The 20,589-nt window shown below is 64.6% G+C and carries 21 protein-coding genes; 6 read left to right on the top strand and 15 right to left on the bottom strand.

Annotated features, from left to right (window positions below; all coding sequences use genetic code 11):
- Positions 1-150 precede the first annotated feature (150 nt).
- The gene (gene tldD, locus OKB87_RS06615) at positions 151-1,599 is read left to right on the top strand and encodes a metalloprotease TldD (RefSeq protein ID WP_171279989.1); all 1,449 of its coding nucleotides are present in this window, start codon (positions 151-153) and stop codon (positions 1,597-1,599) included.
- Positions 1,600-1,631: 32 nt separating this feature from the next.
- Positions 1,632-2,492, top strand: coding sequence for an SIS domain-containing protein (locus OKB87_RS06610; protein WP_011704383.1), 861 nt, complete (start codon positions 1,632-1,634; stop codon positions 2,490-2,492).
- A gap of 88 nt (positions 2,493-2,580) precedes the next feature.
- Here the strand turns inward: OKB87_RS06610 and OKB87_RS06605 are convergent, their stop codons facing one another.
- The 8 genes from OKB87_RS06605 to OKB87_RS06570 form a co-directional block, all read right to left on the bottom strand.
- Entirely contained in the window at positions 2,581-3,186 is a 606-nt protein-coding gene (locus OKB87_RS06605) for a DUF2057 domain-containing protein (protein ID WP_270826893.1), read from the bottom strand.
- Positions 3,187-3,235: 49 nt separating this feature from the next.
- Positions 3,236-4,309: a porin gene (locus tag OKB87_RS06600; RefSeq protein WP_270826891.1), complete on the bottom strand. Its 1,074-nt coding sequence runs from the start codon at positions 4,307-4,309 to the stop codon at positions 3,236-3,238.
- A 101-nt stretch (positions 4,310-4,410) separates the two neighbouring features.
- Positions 4,411-5,865 (bottom strand): PTS N-acetylmuramic acid transporter subunit IIBC, encoded by a 1,455-nt coding sequence (gene murP / locus OKB87_RS06595; RefSeq protein ID WP_011704386.1) that lies wholly within the window; start codon positions 5,863-5,865, stop codon positions 4,411-4,413.
- 99 nt (positions 5,866-5,964) lie between these two features.
- Positions 5,965-6,861: an N-acetylmuramic acid 6-phosphate etherase gene (gene murQ / locus OKB87_RS06590; protein ID WP_270826889.1), complete on the bottom strand. Its 897-nt coding sequence runs from the start codon at positions 6,859-6,861 to the stop codon at positions 5,965-5,967.
- A 270-nt stretch (positions 6,862-7,131) separates the two neighbouring features.
- Positions 7,132-7,335, bottom strand: a complete 204-nt coding sequence (locus OKB87_RS06585) for a hypothetical protein (protein ID WP_039212888.1) — start codon at positions 7,333-7,335, stop codon at positions 7,132-7,134.
- 160 nt (positions 7,336-7,495) lie between these two features.
- Entirely contained in the window at positions 7,496-7,699 is a 204-nt protein-coding gene (locus tag OKB87_RS06580; RefSeq protein WP_005308127.1) for a hypothetical protein, read from the bottom strand.
- A 160-nt stretch (positions 7,700-7,859) separates the two neighbouring features.
- Positions 7,860-8,576, bottom strand: coding sequence for a MarC family NAAT transporter (locus tag OKB87_RS06575; protein ID WP_016349179.1), 717 nt, complete (start codon positions 8,574-8,576; stop codon positions 7,860-7,862).
- A gap of 135 nt (positions 8,577-8,711) precedes the next feature.
- Positions 8,712-10,028 (bottom strand): MFS transporter, encoded by a 1,317-nt coding sequence (locus tag OKB87_RS06570; protein ID WP_043160913.1) that lies wholly within the window; start codon positions 10,026-10,028, stop codon positions 8,712-8,714.
- Between the two features lie 248 nt (positions 10,029-10,276).
- On the opposite strand from OKB87_RS06570, the gene OKB87_RS06565 reads away from it, so the two are divergent.
- The gene (locus OKB87_RS06565; protein ID WP_270826888.1) at positions 10,277-10,948 is read left to right on the top strand and encodes an adenine nucleotide alpha hydrolase; all 672 of its coding nucleotides are present in this window, start codon (positions 10,277-10,279) and stop codon (positions 10,946-10,948) included.
- On the opposite strand, the gene OKB87_RS06560 is transcribed toward OKB87_RS06565, so the two are convergent.
- From OKB87_RS06560 to OKB87_RS06540, 5 genes are read right to left on the bottom strand one after another with little or no spacing between them, the layout of a single operon-like run.
- Positions 10,945-12,147, bottom strand: a complete 1,203-nt coding sequence (locus OKB87_RS06560) for an HD-GYP domain-containing protein (protein WP_080602659.1) — start codon at positions 12,145-12,147, stop codon at positions 10,945-10,947. The two genes, OKB87_RS06565 and OKB87_RS06560, sit on opposite strands and share 4 nt — an antisense overlap.
- Entirely contained in the window at positions 12,086-14,752 is a 2,667-nt protein-coding gene (locus OKB87_RS06555) for a response regulator (protein ID WP_270826887.1), read from the bottom strand. Before OKB87_RS06555 ends, OKB87_RS06560 begins: the two co-directional genes overlap by 62 nt.
- Positions 14,753-15,823 carry an ATP-binding SpoIIE family protein phosphatase gene (locus OKB87_RS06550; RefSeq protein ID WP_270826885.1) on the bottom strand — a complete coding sequence of 357 codons (1,071 nt, stop codon included), beginning with the start codon at positions 15,821-15,823 and terminating at the stop codon, positions 14,753-14,755.
- 6 nt (positions 15,824-15,829) lie between these two features.
- Complete coding sequence (locus OKB87_RS06545) at positions 15,830-16,204, bottom strand: anti-anti-sigma factor (protein ID WP_270826883.1); 375 nt, start codon at positions 16,202-16,204, stop codon at positions 15,830-15,832.
- 9 nt (positions 16,205-16,213) lie between these two features.
- The gene (locus OKB87_RS06540; protein WP_270826882.1) at positions 16,214-17,434 is read right to left on the bottom strand and encodes a PAS domain S-box protein; all 1,221 of its coding nucleotides are present in this window, start codon (positions 17,432-17,434) and stop codon (positions 16,214-16,216) included.
- A gap of 141 nt (positions 17,435-17,575) precedes the next feature.
- Between OKB87_RS06540 and OKB87_RS06535 the strand changes: the two genes are divergently transcribed.
- Complete coding sequence (locus tag OKB87_RS06535) at positions 17,576-18,268, top strand: AraC family transcriptional regulator (RefSeq protein ID WP_270826880.1); 693 nt, start codon at positions 17,576-17,578, stop codon at positions 18,266-18,268.
- Here OKB87_RS06535 and OKB87_RS06530 read toward each other — a convergent pair.
- Entirely contained in the window at positions 18,234-18,653 is a 420-nt protein-coding gene (locus OKB87_RS06530; protein WP_270826878.1) for a nuclear transport factor 2 family protein, read from the bottom strand. The two genes, OKB87_RS06535 and OKB87_RS06530, sit on opposite strands and share 35 nt — an antisense overlap.
- A 215-nt stretch (positions 18,654-18,868) precedes the next feature.
- Between OKB87_RS06530 and OKB87_RS23590 the strand changes: the two genes are divergently transcribed.
- A complete protein-coding gene (locus OKB87_RS23590; protein ID WP_333563319.1) occupies positions 18,869-19,300 on the top strand; it encodes an HAD family acid phosphatase in 432 nt (143 codons plus the stop codon).
- 3 nt (positions 19,301-19,303) lie between these two features.
- A complete protein-coding gene (locus OKB87_RS23585) occupies positions 19,304-19,579 on the top strand; it encodes a hypothetical protein (RefSeq protein WP_333563318.1) in 276 nt (91 codons plus the stop codon).
- A 61-nt stretch (positions 19,580-19,640) separates the two neighbouring features.
- Here OKB87_RS23585 and ypfJ read toward each other — a convergent pair whose 3' ends face one another.
- Positions 19,641-20,486: a KPN_02809 family neutral zinc metallopeptidase gene (ypfJ, locus tag OKB87_RS06520; RefSeq protein WP_270826877.1), complete on the bottom strand. Its 846-nt coding sequence runs from the start codon at positions 20,484-20,486 to the stop codon at positions 19,641-19,643.
- Positions 20,487-20,589: the final 103 nt, after the last annotated feature.

Below are 20,589 nucleotides of genomic sequence, written 5' to 3'. Positions count from 1 at the left end.
ACATGTGCAGGTTCGATTCGCCCTGTGGCGGGGGAGTCGGACGCTTGCAAACCCGATGGTGGGTTGGACGTCCGTTGACGTTTCGCCAAGCGAACCCACGGTCTGGGATTTAACCGTTACGACATCTCGCATCGAGAGTGGAGAGAAAGATTGAGTCTATTGAGCCAGGTTAGTGCCTCCCTGTTGGCCCCCCACGACCTCGACGAAGGGCGGCTGCAGCAGCTGCTCGGCAGCCTGATGAGCCATCAGGTGGAGTTCGGCGACCTCTATTTCCAGCGCAGCTGGCACGAGTCCTGGATGCTGGAGGACGGCATCGTCAAGGATGGCAGCTACAACATCGATCAGGGGGTGGGGGTGCGCGCCGTCAGCGGCGAGAAGACCGGCTTCGCTTATTCGGACGAGCTGAGCCTGCTGGCGCTGCAACAGTCGGTGACCGCCGCCCGTGGCATCGCGGCTGCCGGTGCGCAGGGCAAGGTGAAGGCGTGGGCTCGCACCGAAGCCAACCTGCTCTACCCGGCGCTGGATCCGCTGCAGACCCTCGACAAGCAGCAGAAGATCGCCCTGCTGGAGCAGATGGACAAGTTCGCCAGAAGTCTGGATCCCGCCATCAATCAGGTGATGGCCTCCATCAGCGGCGTCTATGAAGAGGTGCTGGTAGCCGCCACCGACGGCACCCTGGCCGCCGACGTGCGTCCGTTGGTGCGCCTCTCGGTGACCGTCATCGCCGAAAAGGGCGAACGTCGCGAGCGCGGCAGTGCCGGTGGTGGTGGCCGCTTCGGCTACGACTATTTCCTCGAGCTGGACGGACTGGAGAGCCGGGCGTTTGGCTATGTGCGCGAGGCGGTGCGCCAGGCACTGGTCAACCTCGACGCCATCGACGCGCCGGCCGGCACCATGCCGGTGGTGCTCGGTGCCGGCTGGCCCGGCGTACTGCTGCACGAGGCGGTGGGCCACGGTCTGGAGGGGGATTTCAACCGCAAGGGTTCGTCTGCCTTTGCCGGCCGCATCGGCGAGCAGGTGGCTTCCAAGCACTGCACCATCGTCGATGATGGCACCCTGCCGGGTCGACGCGGCTCCGTCTCCATCGACGACGAGGGAACGCCGGGCGGCTACAACGTGCTGATCGAGAACGGCATCCTCAAGGGTTACCTGCAGGACAAGCAGAACGCCCGTCTGATGGGTGTGCCGCTCACCGGCAACGGCCGCCGCGAATCCTACGCCGCCCTGCCGATGCCGCGCATGACCAACACCTACATGCTGGCGGGTCAGTATGATCCGGCCGAGATCATCGCCTCGGTGAAGAAGGGGATCTACGCCCCCAACTTCGGCGGCGGGCAGGTGGACATCACCTCCGGCAAGTTCGTCTTCTCCGCCTCCGAGGCCTACCTCATCGAGGATGGCAAGATCACCGCGCCCATCAAGGGGGCGACCCTGATCGGCAACGGCCCCGAGGCGATGAGCCAGGTTTCCATGGTGGGCAAGGATCTCGCGCTGGATCGCGGGGTCGGGGTCTGCGGCAAGGAGGGGCAGAGCGTGCCGGTCGGTGTCGGCCAGCCCACCCTCAAGCTGGATCAGCTCACCGTGGGCGGCACCCAGTAAGGGCGCCGCAGAACAAGCAGCAGAGAGAACCCATGCTTACCCTGTCGAAAATTTCCAATATCCGCAGTCAGCTCTCCCCCAGCGAGCTCAAGATCGCCGATTACATCCTGGCGTGCCCGGAGCAGGTGACCCACTTCTCCTCCCAGGAGCTGGCCCAGCAGGCTGATGTCAGCCAGTCGAGCATAGTGAAGTTCACCCAGAAGATCGGGTTCAAGGGCTTCACCGCCTTCAAGCTGGCGGTCAGCGAGGATCTGGGGCGCAAGCACGCCATCAAGACCGACAACGTAGGGGATCTCTACAACGGCATCGGCCGTGACGACGATCTGGAGACCATGGCCAAGAAGCTGGCCCAGGAGAAGATCAACTCCATCGTGGAGACCACCCAGGCCCTCGACAACGCCACTTTGGCGCGGGTACTGGACGTCATCAACCAGGCTGGCCGGGTCCAGCTGGTGGGGATCGGCGGCTCGGCGCTGACCGCCAAGGATCTCTGGTACAAGCTGCTCAAGATCGGGGTTACCACCCTGTTCGCCCAGGACAGCCACGTGCAGATCTCCATCGCTCAGACCCTGGGACCGGGGGACGTGCAGCTGGTGGTCTCCTATTCCGGCGCCAGCCGGGATGTGCTGGCGGCGGCCGAGCTGGCCAAGCGCAACGGCGCCACCCTGATCGCGGTCACCTCGTTTCGCAACACCCCTCTGCGGCAGATGGCCGACATGGTGCTGGACACGGTGGCCGACGAGAACGAGCTGCGCATCTCCTCCATCTCGTCGCGTACCGCCCAGAACACCATCACCGATATCCTGTTCCTCGGCCTGGTGCAGCGCCGTGACGAGGCCTGGGCGCTGATCGACGGCACCCGGGGTGCCATCGACCGACTCAACAAGGAGTGACGCGGGCCCGGCTGCAACAGACGCCGAGACCTGCCGAGAAAGAAAAGCCACCCGCCTGCGGGTGGTTTTTTTATGGGCCAGTGCCGGCTCAGAGGGCGAGGGCCCAGCGCAGGAAGGCCTTGCGCTGGGCCTCGTCGGCGGCGAGGTAGCGCCGTTGCAGTTCGAGGTCGACGGGCACGGCGCCCGGGGTGACTTCGGGCAGCACGGGCGTGACGGCGGGCAGGGCGGTGGCTGCGCTGGCCGACCCGTCGTAACGGGCCAGCAGCGCCTGATAGTCGGTCAGCAGGCTGTCCTGGCTGCGCGGCAGGGCAGTGGCCAGCAAGGGGCGGGTGCCGTCAGCGGTCGCCAGCTGCAGAGCCGGGCTGGCCGCAAAGCGGCGAATGGCCTGCGGGGTGGGCAGTGGCGGGGTGACCAGCCGCAGGGTGCCGCTGGCCGGCAGGGTCAGGGTCAGCAGCAGCGGGGCGGAGCGGACGCGACCCTGGCTCTCGTTGGTGGATCCGGGATCGAGTGGGCTGTCGAAGCGCACCAGCAGCCGGGTCTCGCCGGCGGGTAGCGTGAGGGCTCGCTCGAAGGGGGAGGCCTTGCCCCGGGATGAGGCCAGCAGGGTGAGGTTGTCTGCCAGCTCCAGCCGGGCGGCCTGGGTCGGCAAGGCCAGCAACAGCAGCAGGGTGGTGAGCAGTGGGAGGCGGATCATGGGGTGCTCCAGCAGAAGGCAAAAAGCCGGCCGACTGGCCGGCAGGAGATCAGAACTCGTAGCGCAGGCCGAGGTGGTAGAAATCCTCGCTGTTGCTGCTGCCGCCAAAACTGGTGACCGTGCCGCCGGCCAGCCCGTCTTCACCGCCCCGGAACACGTAGGCGCTGTAGAGGGAGGAGCGCGGAGTGAGCTTGTACTGCAGCTCCAGGGTGGTGTCGCGCAGGCTCATGCCGTCTCCCCCGTCGTTGTCGAGGTGGCGGTAGCCGGCGCGGGCGGCCCACTTCTGGTTGATGTCGTAGACCGCGGTCAGCTCCCACACCTTGTCTTCGCTGTCCGCCTGACCGTTGCGATAGCTCACCTGATCCTTGGCATAGAGGGCGCCCAGCATCAGCGGGCCCAGGGTGTAGCGGGTGCCGATGCCGCTGAAGCGGTACTCGTCGGCGTTGGGGTCGACCTTGCTGGCCCCGGTCTGGGCCGCCTTGCTCTGCTGGTAGGCGATGACCGGCGCCAGCTTGCCCGCCGCACCGAGATCGAAGGTGTAGCGCAGGGCGCCGTTGTAGCCATAGTCGAGATCCGAGGTGCCGTTGCCGAGGATGTAGGCCAGCGACAAGTCCAGATTGCCGAGGGTGTTCTGGTATTGCAGGGTGCCGTCCTGACGGAACACCTGTACCGCGGTAGAGTCCACCTTGCTGGCCTGGCGCGCCATGGAGACATCGGAGGCGGCAAACACGTCGCCGATGTCGGTGAACATGATGAGCCCGGAGGAGACCCGACCACCGGTCAGCTTGCCCCACTGGCCGCCATCGAGCCCGGCCCAGACGTAACGAGCGGTGAGATCGCTGCTGTTCTTCTGCACGTTGTTGGCGTATTCGGCGGCATTGACCTGGTACTGGGCCATGCCGATCACGGCCACCTGCTCGTTGACGGTCTGGCGAGCGGTGAAGCCGATGCGGCCGTCGAAGTCGCCCTGATCGTTGCCGCTCTTCTTGTCCGAGATGTTGAAGCCGAGGCGACCGTAGAGATCGACGTTGGAGCCGTCATCGGCCTGATAGATGACGGCGGCCTGCGCCGTACCGACGGCAAGCAGGGCAGGAATGGCCAGGGCAAGCATGGACTGTTTCATTGTTGTCTTTCCTGTGTGGGCTCTGTGCCAGAGCCGGGGTGAGTTTGGCCGTGGCCCCGATTGCTCGGGGCCAGACCTTGGCGATAAATCCGGAGGGGGGATTAACTCAGATCGACGTTCTTGCAGCCGAACATCAGGGTGATGAGGTAGCCGCCGAGGTAGGCGACGGCGAGGCCGGCGGCGTAGACCAGCATGCCGGGGAAGATCCCCTGGGCCGAGGTCATCAGCGGCAGCGCGACGATGCCGGAGGGGCCGAACACGGTATTGAGACCGACCGGCAGGCCCAGCCAGGAGATGAGGCCGACCAGGAAGCCGCCGAGAGCGCCGCCGCAGCAGGCGGTGATGAAGGGTTTGACCCGCGGCAGGGTGACGCCGTAGATGAGCGGCTCGCCGACCCCCAGGATGCCGGGAATGATGGTGCCCTTGACCTGGGTGCGCAGCAGGGAGTCCTTGCCGGCGCGGCTGTAGAGCGCCAGGGCGGCGCCGACCTGGCCGGCCCCTGCCAGCGCCAGGATGGGGAACAGGGAGTTAAAGCCCTGGGCATCCATCAGCGCGAAGTAGACGGGCACGAATCCCTGGTGGATGCCGAACATCACCGAGATGAGGAACAGGCCAGCCAGGATGGCGGTGCCGAACGGATTGCCGTTGAGGTGGATGAAGAGCCAGGACATGCCGTTGTAGAGCTGCACGCCGAGGGGCATGATCAGGACGAAGGTGACGGCCCCCATGATCAGCAAGGTGATGCCGGAGGTGAGGATCATGTCGAGGCTGTCGGGTATGAAGCGGCGTACCTGGCGCTCCACCGAGGCGCCGATGATGCAGGCGATCAGCACCCCGATGATGTTGCCGCGCGGATCTATCTGGTGGCCGAAGAAGTCGCTGACCCCGGCATAGATGCCGCTGGTGGCCTGCGGGTCATAGCCCATGACGAACAGCGAGGCGAGGATGGCGCCATTGACCCCGGAGCCGCCGAACGCCTTCTGGGCGTTGTAGCCGATGAGGATGCTGAGGAAGCTGAACAAGCCCTTGCTGAACAGCTTCATGTAGCCGACGAATTCGGCCAGCATGCCACCCGCCTGCTGGCCTTCCAGCAGCAGGGTCTGCTCGATCAGGGTGGCGAAGCCGAGCAGCAGGCCGGCGGCGATGAAGCCGGGGATCAGCGGAGTGAAGATGGTGGCAAACTTGGCCAAGAAGCGGTGGGCCGCACTGGTCTGTTTCTGCTTCAGCGCCTGTTTCTTGGCGGCGGCGATCTCGCCCAGATCGGCGGATTGGGCGGTTGGCGCCTCCAGTGCGCCGAGCCCCGCGCTCAGCATGCCGTTCATCAGCTCGCAGGCGGTCTGGGCCTTGCCCGGCCCCAGCACGATCTGGAACTGGTCGTCGCTCTCGATGACCCCCATCACGCCGGCGATGCGCTTGATGGTATCCCGGTCGGCATGCAGGCTGTCGGCCAGGCTTAGCCGCAGCCGGGTCATGCAGTGGCCGCAGTGGGTGATGTTGTCGCGACCACCGATGGCCTGGATGAGCTGGCCAACCATGGTGTCAGTTATTTTTGCCATAAAGAACCCAGTCAGTCTGTTGTGTCATGAGGGTGCCTGGGCACCCCGTTCTTGTTGTGGTATTGCCGTCCCTGGCCCGGCCAATGTGCGGTTGGCCGATCAGTGGGTGCACTGGCTGATGAAGCCGTTGCTGCTTTGCAGACGGGTGCGGGCTTCGTCGGCCGTGAGTCCGGCCAGGATCATCACGATGGCGGTCTTGCAGTGGTTGTCCGCCTGCGCCAGCGCCCGCTCCGCCACGGCGCGCTCGCAGTCGGTGGCCTCCATCACGATGTGTTTTTGCCGCTCCACCAGCTTGGCGTTGGTGGCTTCCACGTCCACCATCAGGTTGCCGTAAACCTTGCCGGTGCGGATCATGGCACCGGTGGAGAGCATGTTGAGGATCAGTTTCTGCGCGGTACCCGCCTTCATGCGGGAGGAGCCGGTGACGATCTCGGGGCCGACCACCGCCACCATGCTGATGTCGGCCGCCTGGGCCAGCGGGCTGCCCGGGTTGCAGCTGATGCTGCAGACCGTAGCGCCCACCGCTCTGGCGTGGGCCATGGCGCCCAGTACGTAGGGGGTTCTGCCGCTGGCGGCGATGCCCACCAGTACGTCGTTGGCGCAGAACTGGATGTTTTTCAGATCCTGGGCGCCGAGTTCGGCGTCATCTTCGGCGTTCTCGACCGCCTGCAAGATGGCCTTGTGGCCGCCGGCAATCAGGCCGACCACCTGCTCGGCAGAGACGCCGTAGGTCGGCGGGCACTCGCTGGCATCCAGGATGCCGAGCCGGCCCGAGGTGCCGGCGCCGATGTAGACCAGCCGGCCTCCCTTGCCGAACGCTGCCGCGATGGCATCGACCGCCCGGGTGATCTCGGGCAGCAACTGGCTGACCGCCAGTGCGACCTGCTGATCCTCCTGATTGATGACGCGCAGCATCTCCAGGGTCGGCAACTGGTCGATCTCGACGCTGGCCGGGTTGCGGGTCTCGGTAATCATGCTTGATAGGTCAATGGTCATCGTTTCCTCTGCTTAAGGTCATCGCCACTCCCGGCGTAAAACATCCCTCTTGATGACAGGCATGATTATCGATTTTTGATTTCTATGATGAGATCAATGTCGCATAATTAATTATTCCAATTATTTTTGTTTTTAAGTCATTAAAATTCCTACACGGTGGCATCCATGGGGGGAGCTGGGTGGTGCTGATTGCACCGAGGAGGGGAGGTGCGAGCGTCAGCCAATAAAAAGCCCCGGCAAAGGCCGGGGCTGTATGCTGAGCTGACTGGATCAGTTGACCGAGATGGCGCGGGCGTCGATGTAGTAGCGAGCCTTGCCCTGAGGATCGATCAGGATCCTGGCGACCAGCTGCTCTTGCCGCCGGTGTTCCCAGAGTTGCTCTATCCTGGCCAGTACCGGGCCGGGAATGCCGATCATGTTCAGGTACTCTTGAAACAGGCTGTGGCTGCCAATTTCGGTCAGCATCTTGGTCATCTGCATGCTCTTCATGAAGTGGGGGGGATTCGCCGACAAGATAGCCGTCGGCGACTGAATGTCGGCTGTATGAAAAACAAACAGATTGGCGGTTGGCGGGGCGGGATGACCGGCAACAAAAAGCCCCGGCAAGGGCCGGGGCTGCAGATACGGGGCTCGGTCAGTTGACCGAAATGGCGCGGGCGTCGATGAAGAAGCGCGCGTTGCCTTGTTGATCGACCCTGATCTGGGCAACCAGACGATCGCTCTGCTTGTACTCCCACCGGCTCTTGATCCGGGTCAGAGCGGGGCTGGCGGCACCGACCACGTTCAGATATTCATGAAACAGGCTGTAGCTTCCAATCTCGGTCAGCATCTTTTCCATTTGCACATCTCCTGAAGTGAGTGGGTGTCCATCCATAAACCTACCAAGCACTCTCTGAATCGAATCTGTATGAAAAACACACTAACTCATTTATGTGTCAACAACATGATCAGGCGCAAGATCAGCGACGATTCCTGTGCTTTTATGACACCGTTTTCAGTCAGGGCTGGCGCGGGTCCGGCAATTGATCAAGGGCGCCGGATACGTGTGGCAACGCGGGTGCCGTTTGTGCCGCCGGCGCACCGTGGAACACCGGATCCTGCGCCACTTCCTTGATGCCGTTGATGCAGAACTGCATACCCATGCAAACCAGCAAGAAGCCCATGATCCGGGTCATGGCGTCGATGCCGGTGGCGCCGAGGATCTTGCAGACCGGATCCGCCAGCTTGAGTACCCCCCAGCTGAGCAGGCTCATCAGGGCGAAGGCGGTGACCATGGCGGCATAGATGGTGAAGCGGTTGTATTCGTCCGGCAGCTCGGCGATCTGGGCGGCGCCGCTGATCACCAGCGCCATGGTGCCCGGCCCGCACATGCTGGGCATGGTGAGCGGCACGAAGGCGATGCTCTGGTTGATGTCGACCCCGGCCGCCTGGCTCGGTGCCGGGAACAGCATGCGAAAGCCGATGAAGGCGATGATGAGGCCGCCGGCCAGGCGCAGGCCGGGAATGGAGATCCCGAACAGATCCAGGATGGAGGAGCCGATGAAGAAGCTGACGCAAAGGGTGCAGAACAGATAGATGGCGGCCAGGTTGATCTGGCGGCGTACGTGCTCGCGCGACATGCCCTTGCTCAGCCCCAGCAACAGGGTGGCCGTGGTGGGCGGGTTGACCATGGGCAGCAGCGCCAGCAAGGCGAGAAATACGACCTGAAAGAACATCATGAACCTCGGATGACTAGGGTGGAGGAGTGTCCCGGGCCGTCGAGGGGCCCGAGAGGGAGGCTATCTTATGTCGGCCGGGCTGAACACCAGCCATATGAAAAAAGCCCCGCACTGGGCGGGGCTCGGGATGGTTCAGGCGGCCTGCGGCGCACTCTGGCGCTGGCTGCGCTGCTGCAGCCAGAGCAGCAGGCCGAGCACGAAGCCGAGCGCAGCCAGGCTGACCACGTAGTGGGAGGGGGCCAGCACGTCCTCCTTCATCCAGAGCGTGACCAGCATGGGCGTCAGGCCGCCGAAGATGGCGTAGGCCACGTTGTAGGAGAACGACAGCCCGGAGAAGCGCACCACCGCCGGGAAGGCGTTGACCATGACGTAGGGCACGGCACCGACGATCCCCACCGAGAAACCGGCCAGCGCATAGAGCGGCACCAGCTGGCTGGTGTCGGTCGCCAGCCCGTGATAGAAGGCGTAGCTGGCGCCAGCCAGCAGCAAGGAGCCCAGCATGAAGGTGGGGCCGCTGCCGAGGGCGTCGATCAGCCGGCCATAGACGATGCAGCCGAAGGTGAGCGCCAGAATGGCCAGCGAGTTGGCGGTCAGCGCATCGGCCGGGCTGATGCCGTGCACCTTCTGCAGGTAGGTGGGGGTCATCAGGATTACCACCACTATGCCGGCGGAGAGCAGCCAGGTGAGCAGCATGGAGACCACGACGCTGCCCTTGTGGCTGCGCAGCACCGTCTTGAGCGGCAGCTCTTCCGCCAGTGCCTTGTTGGCCTGCATCTCGGCAAAGACCGGGGTTTCGTGCAGCCAGCGGCGCAGGTACATGGCGACGATGCCGAACGCTCCGCCGAGCACGAAGGCCAGCCGCCAGCCCCAGTCGCTCACCTCGCCCGGGCTCATGCCGCGGTTGATGGCGGTGGCCACCAGGGAGCCGAGCAGGATGCCGGCCGTCAACCCGGCGGTGAGGGTGCCACAGGCGACACCGACCCGGCGGGCGGGCACGTGTTCTGCCACGAACACCCAGGCACCGGGCACTTCACCGCCGATGGCGGCCCCCTGCAGGATCCGCAACAGCAGCAACAGCAGGGGCGCGGCGATGCCGAGGGTGGCGTAGGTGGGCAGCAGGCCGATCAGCAGGGTCGGCAGCGCCATCAGCAGTATGCTGAGGGTGAACATCCGCTTGCGGCCGATGAGATCGCCGAAGTGAGCCATGATGATGCCGCCCAGCGGGCGGGCCAGATAGCCGGCGGCGAAGATGCCGAAGGTCTGGAACTGGCGCAGCCACTCGGGAATGTCGGCCGGGAAGAACAGCTCACCGATCACCACGGCGAAGAAGACGAAGATGATAAAGTCGTAAAACTCGAGGGCGCCGCCGAGGGCGGCCAGGCTCAGGGTTTTGTAATCCTGTCGGTTGAGGGGCCGACTGTGGTCGTAAGCTGGTGTGACTGTCGTCATATCCTTATGTTTCCCATCGTTTTTTTAGTTATTGTTCCCCCATCCTTGCAGGGGACACGCTCATTACCGAGGGTATGCTTTTGCATCCCGTGATGTAAATCGCACAATTCGCAACACTGTCTTGCAGCTTTTTGGTGCAGTGAGACGGAGCGACACGCTCAAGCGCCGGGCTCGTCTGCCGGGGCGAATAATCAGGACGATGGCCGGCGCCTTGTCGGCTCCGACCTCAAGATAGCTGGAGAAATCATATGAAGACCAAGGTGCTGCTCTCCTGGAGCAGCGGCAAGGACAGCGCCTGGGCGCTGCACGCACTGCGGCAGGATCCGGCCATCGAGGTGGTGGGACTGTTCACCACTCTCAACCAGGCGTTCGAACGGGTGGCCATGCACGGGGTGCGCAAGCAGTTGCTGCTGGCACAGGCCGAGTGCGTGGGCTTGCCGCTGACCACCATCGACCTGCCCTGGCCCTGCAGCAATGAAAATTACGCCCGCATCATGACCGATTTCATCGCGGACGTGGTGGCGCAGGGGATCCGCCACATGGCGTTTGGCGATCTCTTCCTCGAGGATGTGCGCGCCTATCGGGAGCGGCAGTTGGCGGGGACGGGGATCACGCCGCTGTTTCCGCTGTGGGGCAGCAAGACCGACGAGCTGGCTGGCGAGATGATGGCGGCAGGGCTCAGGGCCAGGATCAGCGCCCTGGATCCGCGCAAGCTGCCCGCCACTCTCGGTGGACATGAGTTTGACGCGTCCTTGCTGGCAGCCCTGCCCATTGGGGTGGACTCCTGCGGCGAGAACGGCGAGTTTCATACCCTGGCTTGGGACGGCCCCATGTTCCTGCGGCCGCTGGCCATCAGGGTGGGGGAGACGGTGGAGCGGGACGGCTTCGTCTTCACCGATCTGCTGCCCGCCACCATCTAGTCGCGGTTGGACTCCCGTTCGCCCTTGTCGTCGTTGTAGCGCAGGGCGATCTCGTGGAACTGCTGGTGGATGCGGGCAAAGGCGTCTGTGATGTCGGGATCGAAGTGATTGCCCCGCCCCGCCAGTATGATGGGCACCACTTCCTGATGGGACATGGCGGCCTTGTAGCAGCGCTTGCTGATGAGGGCGTCGTACACGTCGGCCAGCGCCATCAAGCGGGCCGAGAGGGGGATCTCGTCACCGATCAAGCCATAGGGATAGCCGGTGCCGTCCCACTTCTCGTGGTGGTAGCAGGCGATCTCCTTGGCCAGCCGCAGAAACTCCACCTCCACCCCCAGCGCCTCCTCGGCATGGACGATGGCCTCCTTGCCGAGAATGGAGTGGTGCTTCATCTGGGCAAACTCGTCCGCATCCAGCTTGCCGGGTTTGAGCAGGATCCGGTCCGGCACACCGACCTTGCCGATGTCGTGCAGCGGGGCCGATTTGAACAGCAGATCGATGGTCTTGGGGGTCAGCTCGGCACGAAAGCGGGGATGCTCGCAGAGAGTCTCCGCCAGCAGCCGCACATAGTGCTGGGTACGCAGAATATGGTTGCCGGTCTCGTTGTCGCGGGTTTCGGCAAGCGAGGCGAGGGAGTGGATGGTGATGTTCTGGATCAGTTCATTCTCCCGGGTGCGCCGCTCCACCTCCTGCTCCAGAAAGGCGTTCTGGTCGTGCAGCAGATCCCGCGCGGCTTTCAGCTCCAGGTGGTTTCTGACCCGGGCCAGCACGATGGCGGGGGTGATCGGTTTGTGGATGTAGTCGACGGCCCCCAGCGCCAGGCCGTGCGCCTCCGCACTCTCCTCCACCTTGGCGGTCAGGAAGATCACCGGGATCTCCCGCGCCTGCGGCATCTCCTGCAGTGCCTGCATCACCTGATAGCCATCCATCTGGGGCATCACCACGTCGAGCAGGATCAGGTCCACCCGGGTGCCGGCCGAGAGGATCTCCAGCGCCCGCTGGCCGCTGATGGCGACCTTGACCCGGTAGTGGGGGCTGAGCAGGGCGCTGAGCAGGGAGAGGTTCTCCGGTGTGTCATCGACCACCAGCAGGGTGGGTTTGGTATCGGGATCCAGCAAGTTGAGCATGATGGTGGCCTCACTCTTGGTTGAACAGATCGGGTCTGAGGGCCCGGACTTGTTGCAGATGTGCCAGGGCATCGGCGAAGCGAAAACGGGTCATGGCATCGTGCATGGCCGGTGCCGCCTCGCCCAGCAGGGGGGCGAGCCTGGCCTGATTGCGCTGGAACAGGATGAAGGCTTCCGCATCGTCTTCCAGCAGCAGCCCGGTCAGCTGGTGCAGCAGGGGGGCCAGCTCGGCGGGGGTTGCCTCCGGCAAGCCGGGGGCGGCAGGGGCCGGCAGCAGTGTCAGCAGGCCGGCGGCCAGTTGTTGCTGCTGTTGCAGCCCCAGTTCGGCCAGCGGCAGCAGGCTGGTGGCATCGTCTCCCCGGGCGAGGGCGCTCTCCAGCCGGGCCGAGACCTCCTGCAGCGACCCGGCCCCCAGGGTTGCGGCTATGCCCTTGAGGGTATGGGCCTGGCGATGTGCTTCTTCCCGGTCATTCGCCTGCAGGGCGGCCAGCAGGGTTTCCATCGGCTGACTACCCTGGCGGGCGAAACGTTGCAGCAGATCCCGATACCACTCCCAGTTGTGCATCAAGCGTTGCAGGGCGGTTTCGGCGTTGAGCCCGAGTGCCCGCAGCTGTGGCAGCAAGGCGGTGGCGGGGGATGCGCGCGAGGCAGTGAGTCTGCTGCTGACCTCGCGGCTGAAGGAGGTTGCCCAGCGCTGCAGGGCCGCATACAGCCTGTCGGGGTCGATGGGCTTGGCGATGTGATCGTCCATTCCTGCCGCGAGGCAGCGTTCGCGATCACCGGCCATGACGTTGGCCGTCATCGCCAGGATCGGGGTGTGTTGTCCGACGTCTTCCCGCTCGCGCAACAGCCGGGTGGCGGCCAGGCCATCCATCACCGGCATCTGCATGTCCATCAGGATCAGGTCGTAGTGGGTCTGGGCCACCATCTCCAGCGCGATGGCGCCATTGCCGGCGATGCTGACATCGGCGCCGACAGCCCGCAGCAGCTCCAGCGCTACTTGCTGATTGAGCTCGTTGTCTTCCGCCAGCAGGATCCTGAGCCCGTCGAAGCGGTAGTGGTGGGTCGCCTGGGGTGGCTTGAAGGTGAGGGGGCTTGCTTGCTGACCGAACAGACCGATGACGGTGTCGAACAGCACGGAGGCGCATACCGGCTTGACCAGCACCCGATCAAAGCCGGCGGTATCGGCCTGGCGAAAGACCTCCTCCCGTCCGTAGCCGGTCACCATGACCCGGTAGGGACGCTGACCCATGCCGCGGGCGATGAGGCGGCGGCCGGTCTCGATGCCATCCAGCCCCGGCATGTGCCAGTCCAGCAATACCACTTCATAGGGCTGCCCCTCCTGCTCGGCGCCGGCGATCATCTGCAGTGCCTGCTGGCCCGATTCGGCGGTGTCCACCACAAAGCTCATGCTGCGCAGCAGGGCGGCCATGATGGTGCGGGCGCTGGCACTGTCGTCGGCCACCAGCATGCGGCGCCCGCGCAGATCCAGGCTCGGCAGATAGCGGGATCTGCGTCTGCCCCGGCCGAGTCGGGCGGTAAACCAGAAGGTGCTGCCCTGGCCCGGTTCGCTCTGTACCCCCACCTCGCCGCCCATCAGCTCCGCCAGCTTGCGGGAGATGGCGAGGCCGAGGCCGGTGCCGCCGTACTTGCGGGTGGTGGAGCTGTCCGCCTGCTGGAATGACTGGAACAGCCGCTGTTGCTGCTCCTGGCTCATGCCGATCCCGGTGTCCTGTACCGAGCAGTGCAGCAACACCTCCTGGGGTTGTTTCTCCAGGCAGCTGACCTTGACCAGGATCTCCCCCTGCTCGGTGAACTTGACCGCGTTGTTGGCGTAGTTGATCAGGATCTGGCCGAGGCGAAGGGGATCGCCATAGAGCAGGGTATCGAGCTGGTGATCGACCTCGAACAGCAGCTCTATGCCCTTGGCCTCCGCCTTTTCGCCCACCAGAGTGGCCAGATTCTCCAGCACATGGTCGAGATCGAACTCGATCCGCTCCAGATCCAGTTTGCCGGCCTCGATCTTGGAGAAGTCGAGGATGTCGTTGATGATGCCGAGCAGATGCTGGGCCGAACGCTGGATCTTGCTGACGTAGTCGAACTGCTGCGGATCTAACCGGGTCTGCAGGGCGAGATGGGACATGCCGAGGATGGCATTCATGGGGGTGCGGATCTCGTGGCTCATATTGGCGAGAAAATCGCTCTTGGCCCGGGTCGCGCCCTCCGCCAGCTCATAGGCCACTTCCAGCTCCTGGTTCTTGGCCTGCATCACCGCAAACAGCTCGTCCCGGGTCGGTTCGGCGAACTGCCGCTGCATCTGTTGCAGCAGCGGTTCATCGGGCCAGCGGGGCAGGCGGTAGACCAGGGCGATGGCGTTGTCTGCGTGGGCTACCAGCCGGATGCCACGTGAATGGCGGCCGTCCGGCTCGGGGGCAATAGGGGCTTCAGCCGAGAGCGATAGCCACAACTCCTGCGCGTGGGGCTCCAGCCACACCTGCAGTTGCAGCGGCTCAGCGTTCGCCACCAGCTGGCGTACCAGCTCGGAGGTGGCGCCTGCCAGCGGTGCCACGAAGGTGGGACTTCTGTCGAGGCAGGTGAGCACCTGGATCACCTTGCGTCGGGCGGTGAGTGCCGCCGCCGGGCCTGACAGCAGGGTTTCGCCGATCAGTTGCCGCATCTAGTCCTCCTCTCCTGCCAGCACGCGCAGCACGATGCAGCTGGCATCGTCGGTGCTGCGGCCACTGTGGGCGATCACCTGGCGTGCCAGCTGGGCGGGTTCGGCGGCCAGATCCAGCGCACCGTCGCGCAGGTTGAGGGATTCGCTGATACCGTCCGAATAGAGCATCGCCACGTCCCCCGCGACGAGTGGCTGGCGCTGCAGCAAGGGGGTGGGAAAGCGCTCTCCCAGCACCCCATCGCGGGAGATGCCGCGCCAGGGCTCGCGGCCGCGCAGGCAGATGCGGGTATTGCCGATGCCGGCATAGCTCAGCTCACCCCGCTCGCCGTTGACCAGGGCCACACCAGCGGCGGCGCCTCGGGTACCGATGCAGTGCTGGTGCAGCAGTTGCAACAGGCGGGAAGGCTCCTGCTCGCGGGTCTGCTGCAGCGCCGCCTCCAGCACCTGTACCAGCTTGTTGGCCGAGGTGCCGTGGCCGCTCACGTCGATCAGGATCAGCGACACCCCCTCCGGCCCCGGCCGGATGAAGGCCAGATCGCCGGAGACCCGTTCCGGATAGCAGGGGCGGTTTTCGCTGGCCCATGCCAGCTGCAGGCCGGCGTGCAGCTGGCCTGCACTGGCGAGGGGGGCAATTGGCCTGGATACCAGGGGCGCCGCGCCCAGCCACTTGCGGGCCTGCACCAGAGTGCCCCCTTCCGGCGGGGTGCTGATGGTGAGTTCCGACATCATGCGGCGCACGCCGGGCAGACCCAGGCCCAGGGTACCCGAGGTGCTGTAATGATCCTGCATGGCCTGATGCACGTCCCCAATGCCGGGGCCCTGATCGCGGGCGACGATGTCGATGCAGGGGCGCCCTCTGGGATGGTGGAGGGTGAGGGTGATCTCCCCCCGCTCGGCGTATTTCAGGATGTTGCTGCCAAGCTCGGAAACCACGGTGGAGAGCATGGCACGGTCCACTTCGGACAGGTTGGCGATGAAGGGGAGGCGGCGTACCGCCATCACTGTCAGGTGCAGGTCGATGTCGTGGCGCAGCGGGTAGCTGGCCTCTTGCACGCTCTGTTCCAACTGCATGCTGCGCTACTCCTCATCCTTGAGCGTCGTGCGAACATGGGCGAAGGCATCGTCCATGTCGAGAAAGCAGCGCAGCGGCCCGGGCTCGGCATCGGCCAGCGCCAGAAAGGCGGCGATCCCCGCGTTCAGCCCCACCAGCAGGCAGACGGCACCGAGCAGGCGGCACACCTCGGCCAGTTTGCGAACCTGCCTGAATTCGTGGTGATCGAGCAGCATGACCCCGGAGAAGTCGAGCAGTACCGCGTGCTGGCGGCCCATCATCAGCCGCTGGGAGAGGGCCTGCATCAGTTGCTGCATGCCCTCGTCACCGAGGTCGGGGCGCATGCTGACCACGATGCAGTCGGCCACGTCGGCGATGCCCAGATCATTGTTGAGCAGCATGCATCTCTCCTAGAGGGTGGATCCGACCCGCTTGAGGGCGATCTCGAAGGCATCCCGCAGGGTCGCCGTGGTACGGATGTCGCCGACAGAGACCCCCAGCTCCACCATGGTGCGGGCAATGGCCGGCGAGACGCCGGAGATGATGGCCTCGCACCCCATGAACTGGGTCGCCTTGGTGATCTTGATCAGCTGGTTGGCGACGCCGGTATCCACGGTGGCGACCCCGGCGATGTCCAGCACGAAGACCCGGGCCCGGGTCTCGGCAATCTTGGTGAGCGACTTGTTCATCACGTCGGCGGTGCGCATGGAATCGATGATCCCCACCAGCGGCAGCAGCAGGATCCCGTCCCAGATGGGGGTGACCGGGGTCGACATCTCCTGCAGCGACTTGTGCAGCTCCTCGCGCACTCTGGCGGCCTCTTCGGCCTCCTCCATGGCGCGCTTGAGCTGGCGATGCTGCGCCACCTGGGCCGTGATGTCGGTGGCAAACTTGACGATCTTGCTGGGTTTGCCGGTGAGATCCAGTACCGGGTTGTAGGAGCCCTGGATCCAGATCTCTTCCCCCTGTTTGCCGAGTCGGCAGAACTCTCCCGCCAGGAATTCACCCCGGCGCAGGGTTTCCCAGAAGCTGCGATAGTCGGCCGACTGGGCGTAGTCAGGATCGACCAGCAGCCGGTGGTGCTGACCCTTCAGCTCCTCCAGCTGATAGCCCACCGTTTCCAGAAAGCGGGCATTGGCATCGAGGATGATGCCATCCAGTGAAAACTCCACCTTGCCCATGACCCGGCTGAGGGCGTTGAGCTGCCCCTCGAAGTTGGCGTTCAGCTGCTTCTGTTCGGTCAGATCCATGGTGTATTCGATGACCTGGACCAGCGCGCCCTGTTCATCCAGCTGTGGGCTGCAACTGCCTCGCAGCCATATGTCCCGTCCCTGCCGATCCAGCCGGTGAAACTCGCCCTCCTGGGCCTGCCCCGTCCGCAGCGCCTGCCAACGGGCGACCTCGTCGGCGGATTCTTCCGCCTCAGCGGGGAGCAGCATGCTGTAGTGCTGACCCTTGAGCTCGGCCAGCTGATATCCCATGATGGCGAGAAAACGGGGGTTGGCATCCAGAATCAAGCCGTCTGGCGCGAGCTCGAGCCGTGCCATCAGCTGGTCGACGGCCTCCAGCCTGGCCTGGGGTGAAGCGGGAGTGACTGTGTTCGAATGGGCAGCTGCGGTGTGCACGTCCATGGCATCTCCAATAAATGGTGCAATTGATTTGAATGTCATTAGAAGGCGTACAGCAGTTATAGCCCACCGGGGCGAGAGCGGGGGGCAAGAAGTGCCGAAAGAGCCTGCTGGTGGGTGGGTCCTGGGCCTGGGGAGTTCGTCATGAATCTCCTGTATCGCGACTACCCGCAAGGCGCGCTCACCGCCCTCCACTGTCACGGTGGCTCACAGTTTTGCTATCTGCATCGGGGTGGTGGCGTGATCAGCAGTCAGGCGGCAGGCGTGCTGCTGGTGGCGGGCCAGCTCTGCCTGATCCCGGCCGGGTTGGCCCATGAGTTCAGGGTGCTGCGTCACTCCCGGCTCAGTCTGATCTATCTGGATGACCTGGATGGGGGAAGCGAGCTGACGACCCGCCAGGTGAGCCCGCTGCTGGCCGGCCTGTTCGAGCGGCTGGCGGACATGGCGGAGTCGGGGCTCAGGGATGCCTATCTGACGGTATTGGTAGCCGAGCTGCGACAGGCGCCGGTGGCGGCTGGATTCATGCTGAGCGCGGCGCTGGACGTGCGGCTGCTGCGGGTGCTGGAACGGGTCTGCCGGCATCCTTCCATCGAATACGGGTTGGCGGAGCTGGCTGCCGATTCAGGTGCCTCGGTGCGCACCCTCAACCGGCTGTTCAGCCAGCAGCTGGGTTGCAGCTTTCGGCAATGGCGACAACAGGTGGTGATGGGACGGGCCCGCCAGTTGCAGCAACAGGGCCAGCCGCTGTCGCGGATAGCCCTCGAACTGGGTTACGGAGATTTCAGCGCCTTTTCTCACGCCTTCAATCGCTTCTTGCGGGAACCGGCGGGGCCGTGAGGCGGGAGCCGAGATCCCGGTCGGTTGGCTCCCCCGCCAGCAGGCAGGTCAGCTCATCGGTGTGACTCAGGCGTTCGCCCTGAAAGGTGAACAGGGCGCTTACCTTGCACTCGATCCGGGCGCCGTCGTGACGCCAGGCCCGCACCCGATGCAGGGAGTGCACCCGGTTTCCCTCGGCCAGCAGCGAGACAAAGTGGATCTCGCAGCGGGCCAGGCTCTGGCGCAGGGCCAGCAGGTGTTGCTCGAAGGCGGTGCGATCCAGCCGCTGGTCATCTACCAGCTGGACATAGTCCGGGCAGAACCAGTGATCGAGCTCGGCCGGGGTGAAATCGGGGTCGCAGATGACCCGGTTGAGGCAGGCTTGCAGCCGTTGCTTGTAATCCATGATGAGTTCCTGAGTGGATGGGAGTGGCCAGTATGGGGCGCATCGTCGGCGCCGGCCTTGGTGCCCACGCCATCCTGTTTGGCGATTGCGCCAAGATGGGGGCTTGCTGTGGCGATGCGTGCCACTTGGCCCTGTTTTGTGGCGGGTTTCACGGTTTGCGGTGCCGGCATGGGGCAGGATTGGCCCCCTGTTTCCTTCATGTCACGAGCCGTATCATGTCCTTATCGCCCCGTTTTGCCCTGCTTGCCTCCCTGGTTGCCGCCAGCCTGACCCTGCCCGCCGTGGCGGTAGAAGCCCCGGCCAGCCCTGCCGGTGTCACTGCGGTGACCCTGGCCCAGCAGGCCCCTATTCACTGGGTGTCAGTGACGCAGATTGCCAGGAGCCTGGATGGGTTGCCGCCGATGGCGGTAGGTTTCGACATCGACGACACCCTGCTCTTCTCCAGCCCGGGGTTCTATCGCGGCAAGCAGGAGTTCTCCCCCAATGACGAGAGCTACCTGAAGAACCCGGCCTTCTGGGAGAAGATGAACAACGGTTGGGATGCGTTCAGCGTGCCGAAAGAGGTGGGCAAGGCGCTTATCGCCATGCACCTCCAGCGCGGCGATCACATCTTTTTCGTCACGGGTCGCTCGGCGACCAGGACCTAGACCGTGAGCAAGACCCTGCAGCAGACCATGAATATTCCGGCCGACCAGCTCAACCCGGTGATCTTCGCTGGCGATCAGCCGGGCCAGAACACCAAGGTGCAGTGGCTCAAGGAGAAGCAGATGAAGATCTTCTACGGCGATGCCGATGGCGACATCAAGGCGGCGCAGGAGATCGGCATTCGTGGCATCCGGCTGCTGCGCTCGGCCAACTCCACCTACCGGCCGCTGCCGCTGGCTGGCGCGTTGGGGGAGGAGGTGATCGTCAACTCCCAGTACTGACGTTCCCCATGAATGGAAAAAGGGCCGGATCCTGTCAGGATCCGGCCCTTCTTTTTGGCGTCTAGCGGGCGGCGAAGGTATTGCAGCTGGCGGGCTTGCCACTGTCGAAGCCGCGCTTGAACCAGGCGTAGCGCTGGGCTGAAGTGCCATGGGTGAAGCTGTCCGGGATCACCCGGCCCTGGCTCTGCTGCTGCAGACGATCGTCGCCGATGGCTTGGGCGGCGTTGAGCGCCTCTTCCAGATCGCCGTGCTCCAGCACCTGCTCCCGCTCCATGTAGTGGCCCCAGACGCCGGCAAAGCAGTCAGCCTGCAACTCGAGTTTGACCGACAGCTTGTTCTGCTCGGCCCGGCTCAACCCCTGCTGCTGTTCACGCATCTTGCGCTCGATGCCGAGCAGGTTCTGCACGTGGTGGCCCACCTCGTGTGCCACCACGTAGCCCTGGGCGAAGTCGCCGTCGGCCCCCAGCTTGTCGCGCATCTCCTGATAGAAGGAGAGATCGATGTAGACGGTGCGATCAGCCGGGCAGTAGAAGGGGCCCATCACCGACTGGCCCTGGCCGCAGCCGGTACGGGTTGCGCCGCGATAGAGCACCAGTTTGGGGGCCTGATAGCGGCTGCCGCTCTGCTGGAAGATTTCGCCCCAGGCATCCTCGGTGGAGGCGAGCATCACCGAGGTGAACCTGGCGAGGGGATCCTTGGCCGGCTGAGACATCTCCTGACGCTGGGGCTGGCTCTGGGTGGTCGGTTCGCTGAGCAGGGGGGAGAGGTCCACCCCGTAGTAGCCGGCCACCATGACCACCAGCAGCAGGATCAGGCGCCCCTTGCCGCCGATGGGGATGCCGCCCCCGCCGCCCTGCTGGCGCCTGTCTTCCACATTGTTGCTCTCACGGCGATCTTGCCAGCGCATATGTTTGCTCCCCTGCTGTCCGGTGGCAGTAATGATAATGGCTGGCGGGGTGGCTTGCCTAACGGAGGCCGGCCGGCGACCGGGTCGCCGGCGGCGGGAGCGG

This window comes from Aeromonas sp. Y318-1 (assembly GCF_027706125.1).
In the GTDB taxonomy this organism is placed as follows: Bacteria; Pseudomonadota; Gammaproteobacteria; order Enterobacterales; family Aeromonadaceae; genus Aeromonas; species Aeromonas hydrophila.
The sequence above is the reverse complement of the archived record's forward strand: the minus strand, read 5'-3'. Positions and strand labels throughout refer to the sequence as shown.

Coding starts and splice junctions, on each gene's coding strand:
- OKB87_RS06610 (WP_011704383.1), top strand. CDS start 1,632: ATGCTTACCCTGTCGAAAATTTCCAATATCCGCAGTCAGCTCTCCCCC.
- OKB87_RS06605 (WP_270826893.1), bottom strand. CDS start 3,186: ATGATCCGCCTCCCACTGCTCACCACCCTGCTGCTGTTGCTGGCCTTG.
- OKB87_RS06600 (WP_270826891.1), bottom strand. CDS start 4,309: ATGAAACAGTCCATGCTTGCCCTGGCCATTCCTGCCCTGCTTGCCGTC.
- murP (WP_011704386.1), bottom strand. CDS start 5,865: ATGGCAAAAATAACTGACACCATGGTTGGCCAGCTCATCCAGGCCATC.
- murQ (WP_270826889.1), bottom strand. CDS start 6,861: ATGACCATTGACCTATCAAGCATGATTACCGAGACCCGCAACCCGGCC.
- OKB87_RS06585 (WP_039212888.1), bottom strand. CDS start 7,335: ATGACCAAGATGCTGACCGAAATTGGCAGCCACAGCCTGTTTCAAGAG.
- OKB87_RS06580 (WP_005308127.1), bottom strand. CDS start 7,699: ATGGAAAAGATGCTGACCGAGATTGGAAGCTACAGCCTGTTTCATGAA.
- OKB87_RS06575 (WP_016349179.1), bottom strand. CDS start 8,576: ATGTTCTTTCAGGTCGTATTTCTCGCCTTGCTGGCGCTGCTGCCCATG.
- OKB87_RS06570 (WP_043160913.1), bottom strand. CDS start 10,028: ATGACGACAGTCACACCAGCTTACGACCACAGTCGGCCCCTCAACCGA.
- OKB87_RS06565 (WP_270826888.1), top strand. CDS start 10,277: ATGAAGACCAAGGTGCTGCTCTCCTGGAGCAGCGGCAAGGACAGCGCC.
- OKB87_RS06560 (WP_080602659.1), bottom strand. CDS start 12,147: ATGCCCTGGCACATCTGCAACAAGTCCGGGCCCTCAGACCCGATCTGT.
- OKB87_RS06555 (WP_270826887.1), bottom strand. CDS start 14,752: ATGCGGCAACTGATCGGCGAAACCCTGCTGTCAGGCCCGGCGGCGGCA.
- OKB87_RS06550 (WP_270826885.1), bottom strand. CDS start 15,823: ATGCAGTTGGAACAGAGCGTGCAAGAGGCCAGCTACCCGCTGCGCCAC.
- OKB87_RS06545 (WP_270826883.1), bottom strand. CDS start 16,204: ATGCTGCTCAACAATGATCTGGGCATCGCCGACGTGGCCGACTGCATC.
- OKB87_RS06540 (WP_270826882.1), bottom strand. CDS start 17,434: ATGGACGTGCACACCGCAGCTGCCCATTCGAACACAGTCACTCCCGCT.
- OKB87_RS06535 (WP_270826880.1), top strand. CDS start 17,576: ATGAATCTCCTGTATCGCGACTACCCGCAAGGCGCGCTCACCGCCCTC.
- OKB87_RS06530 (WP_270826878.1), bottom strand. CDS start 18,653: ATGGATTACAAGCAACGGCTGCAAGCCTGCCTCAACCGGGTCATCTGC.
- OKB87_RS23590 (WP_333563319.1), top strand. CDS start 18,869: ATGTCCTTATCGCCCCGTTTTGCCCTGCTTGCCTCCCTGGTTGCCGCC.
- ypfJ (WP_270826877.1), bottom strand. CDS start 20,486: ATGCGCTGGCAAGATCGCCGTGAGAGCAACAATGTGGAAGACAGGCGC.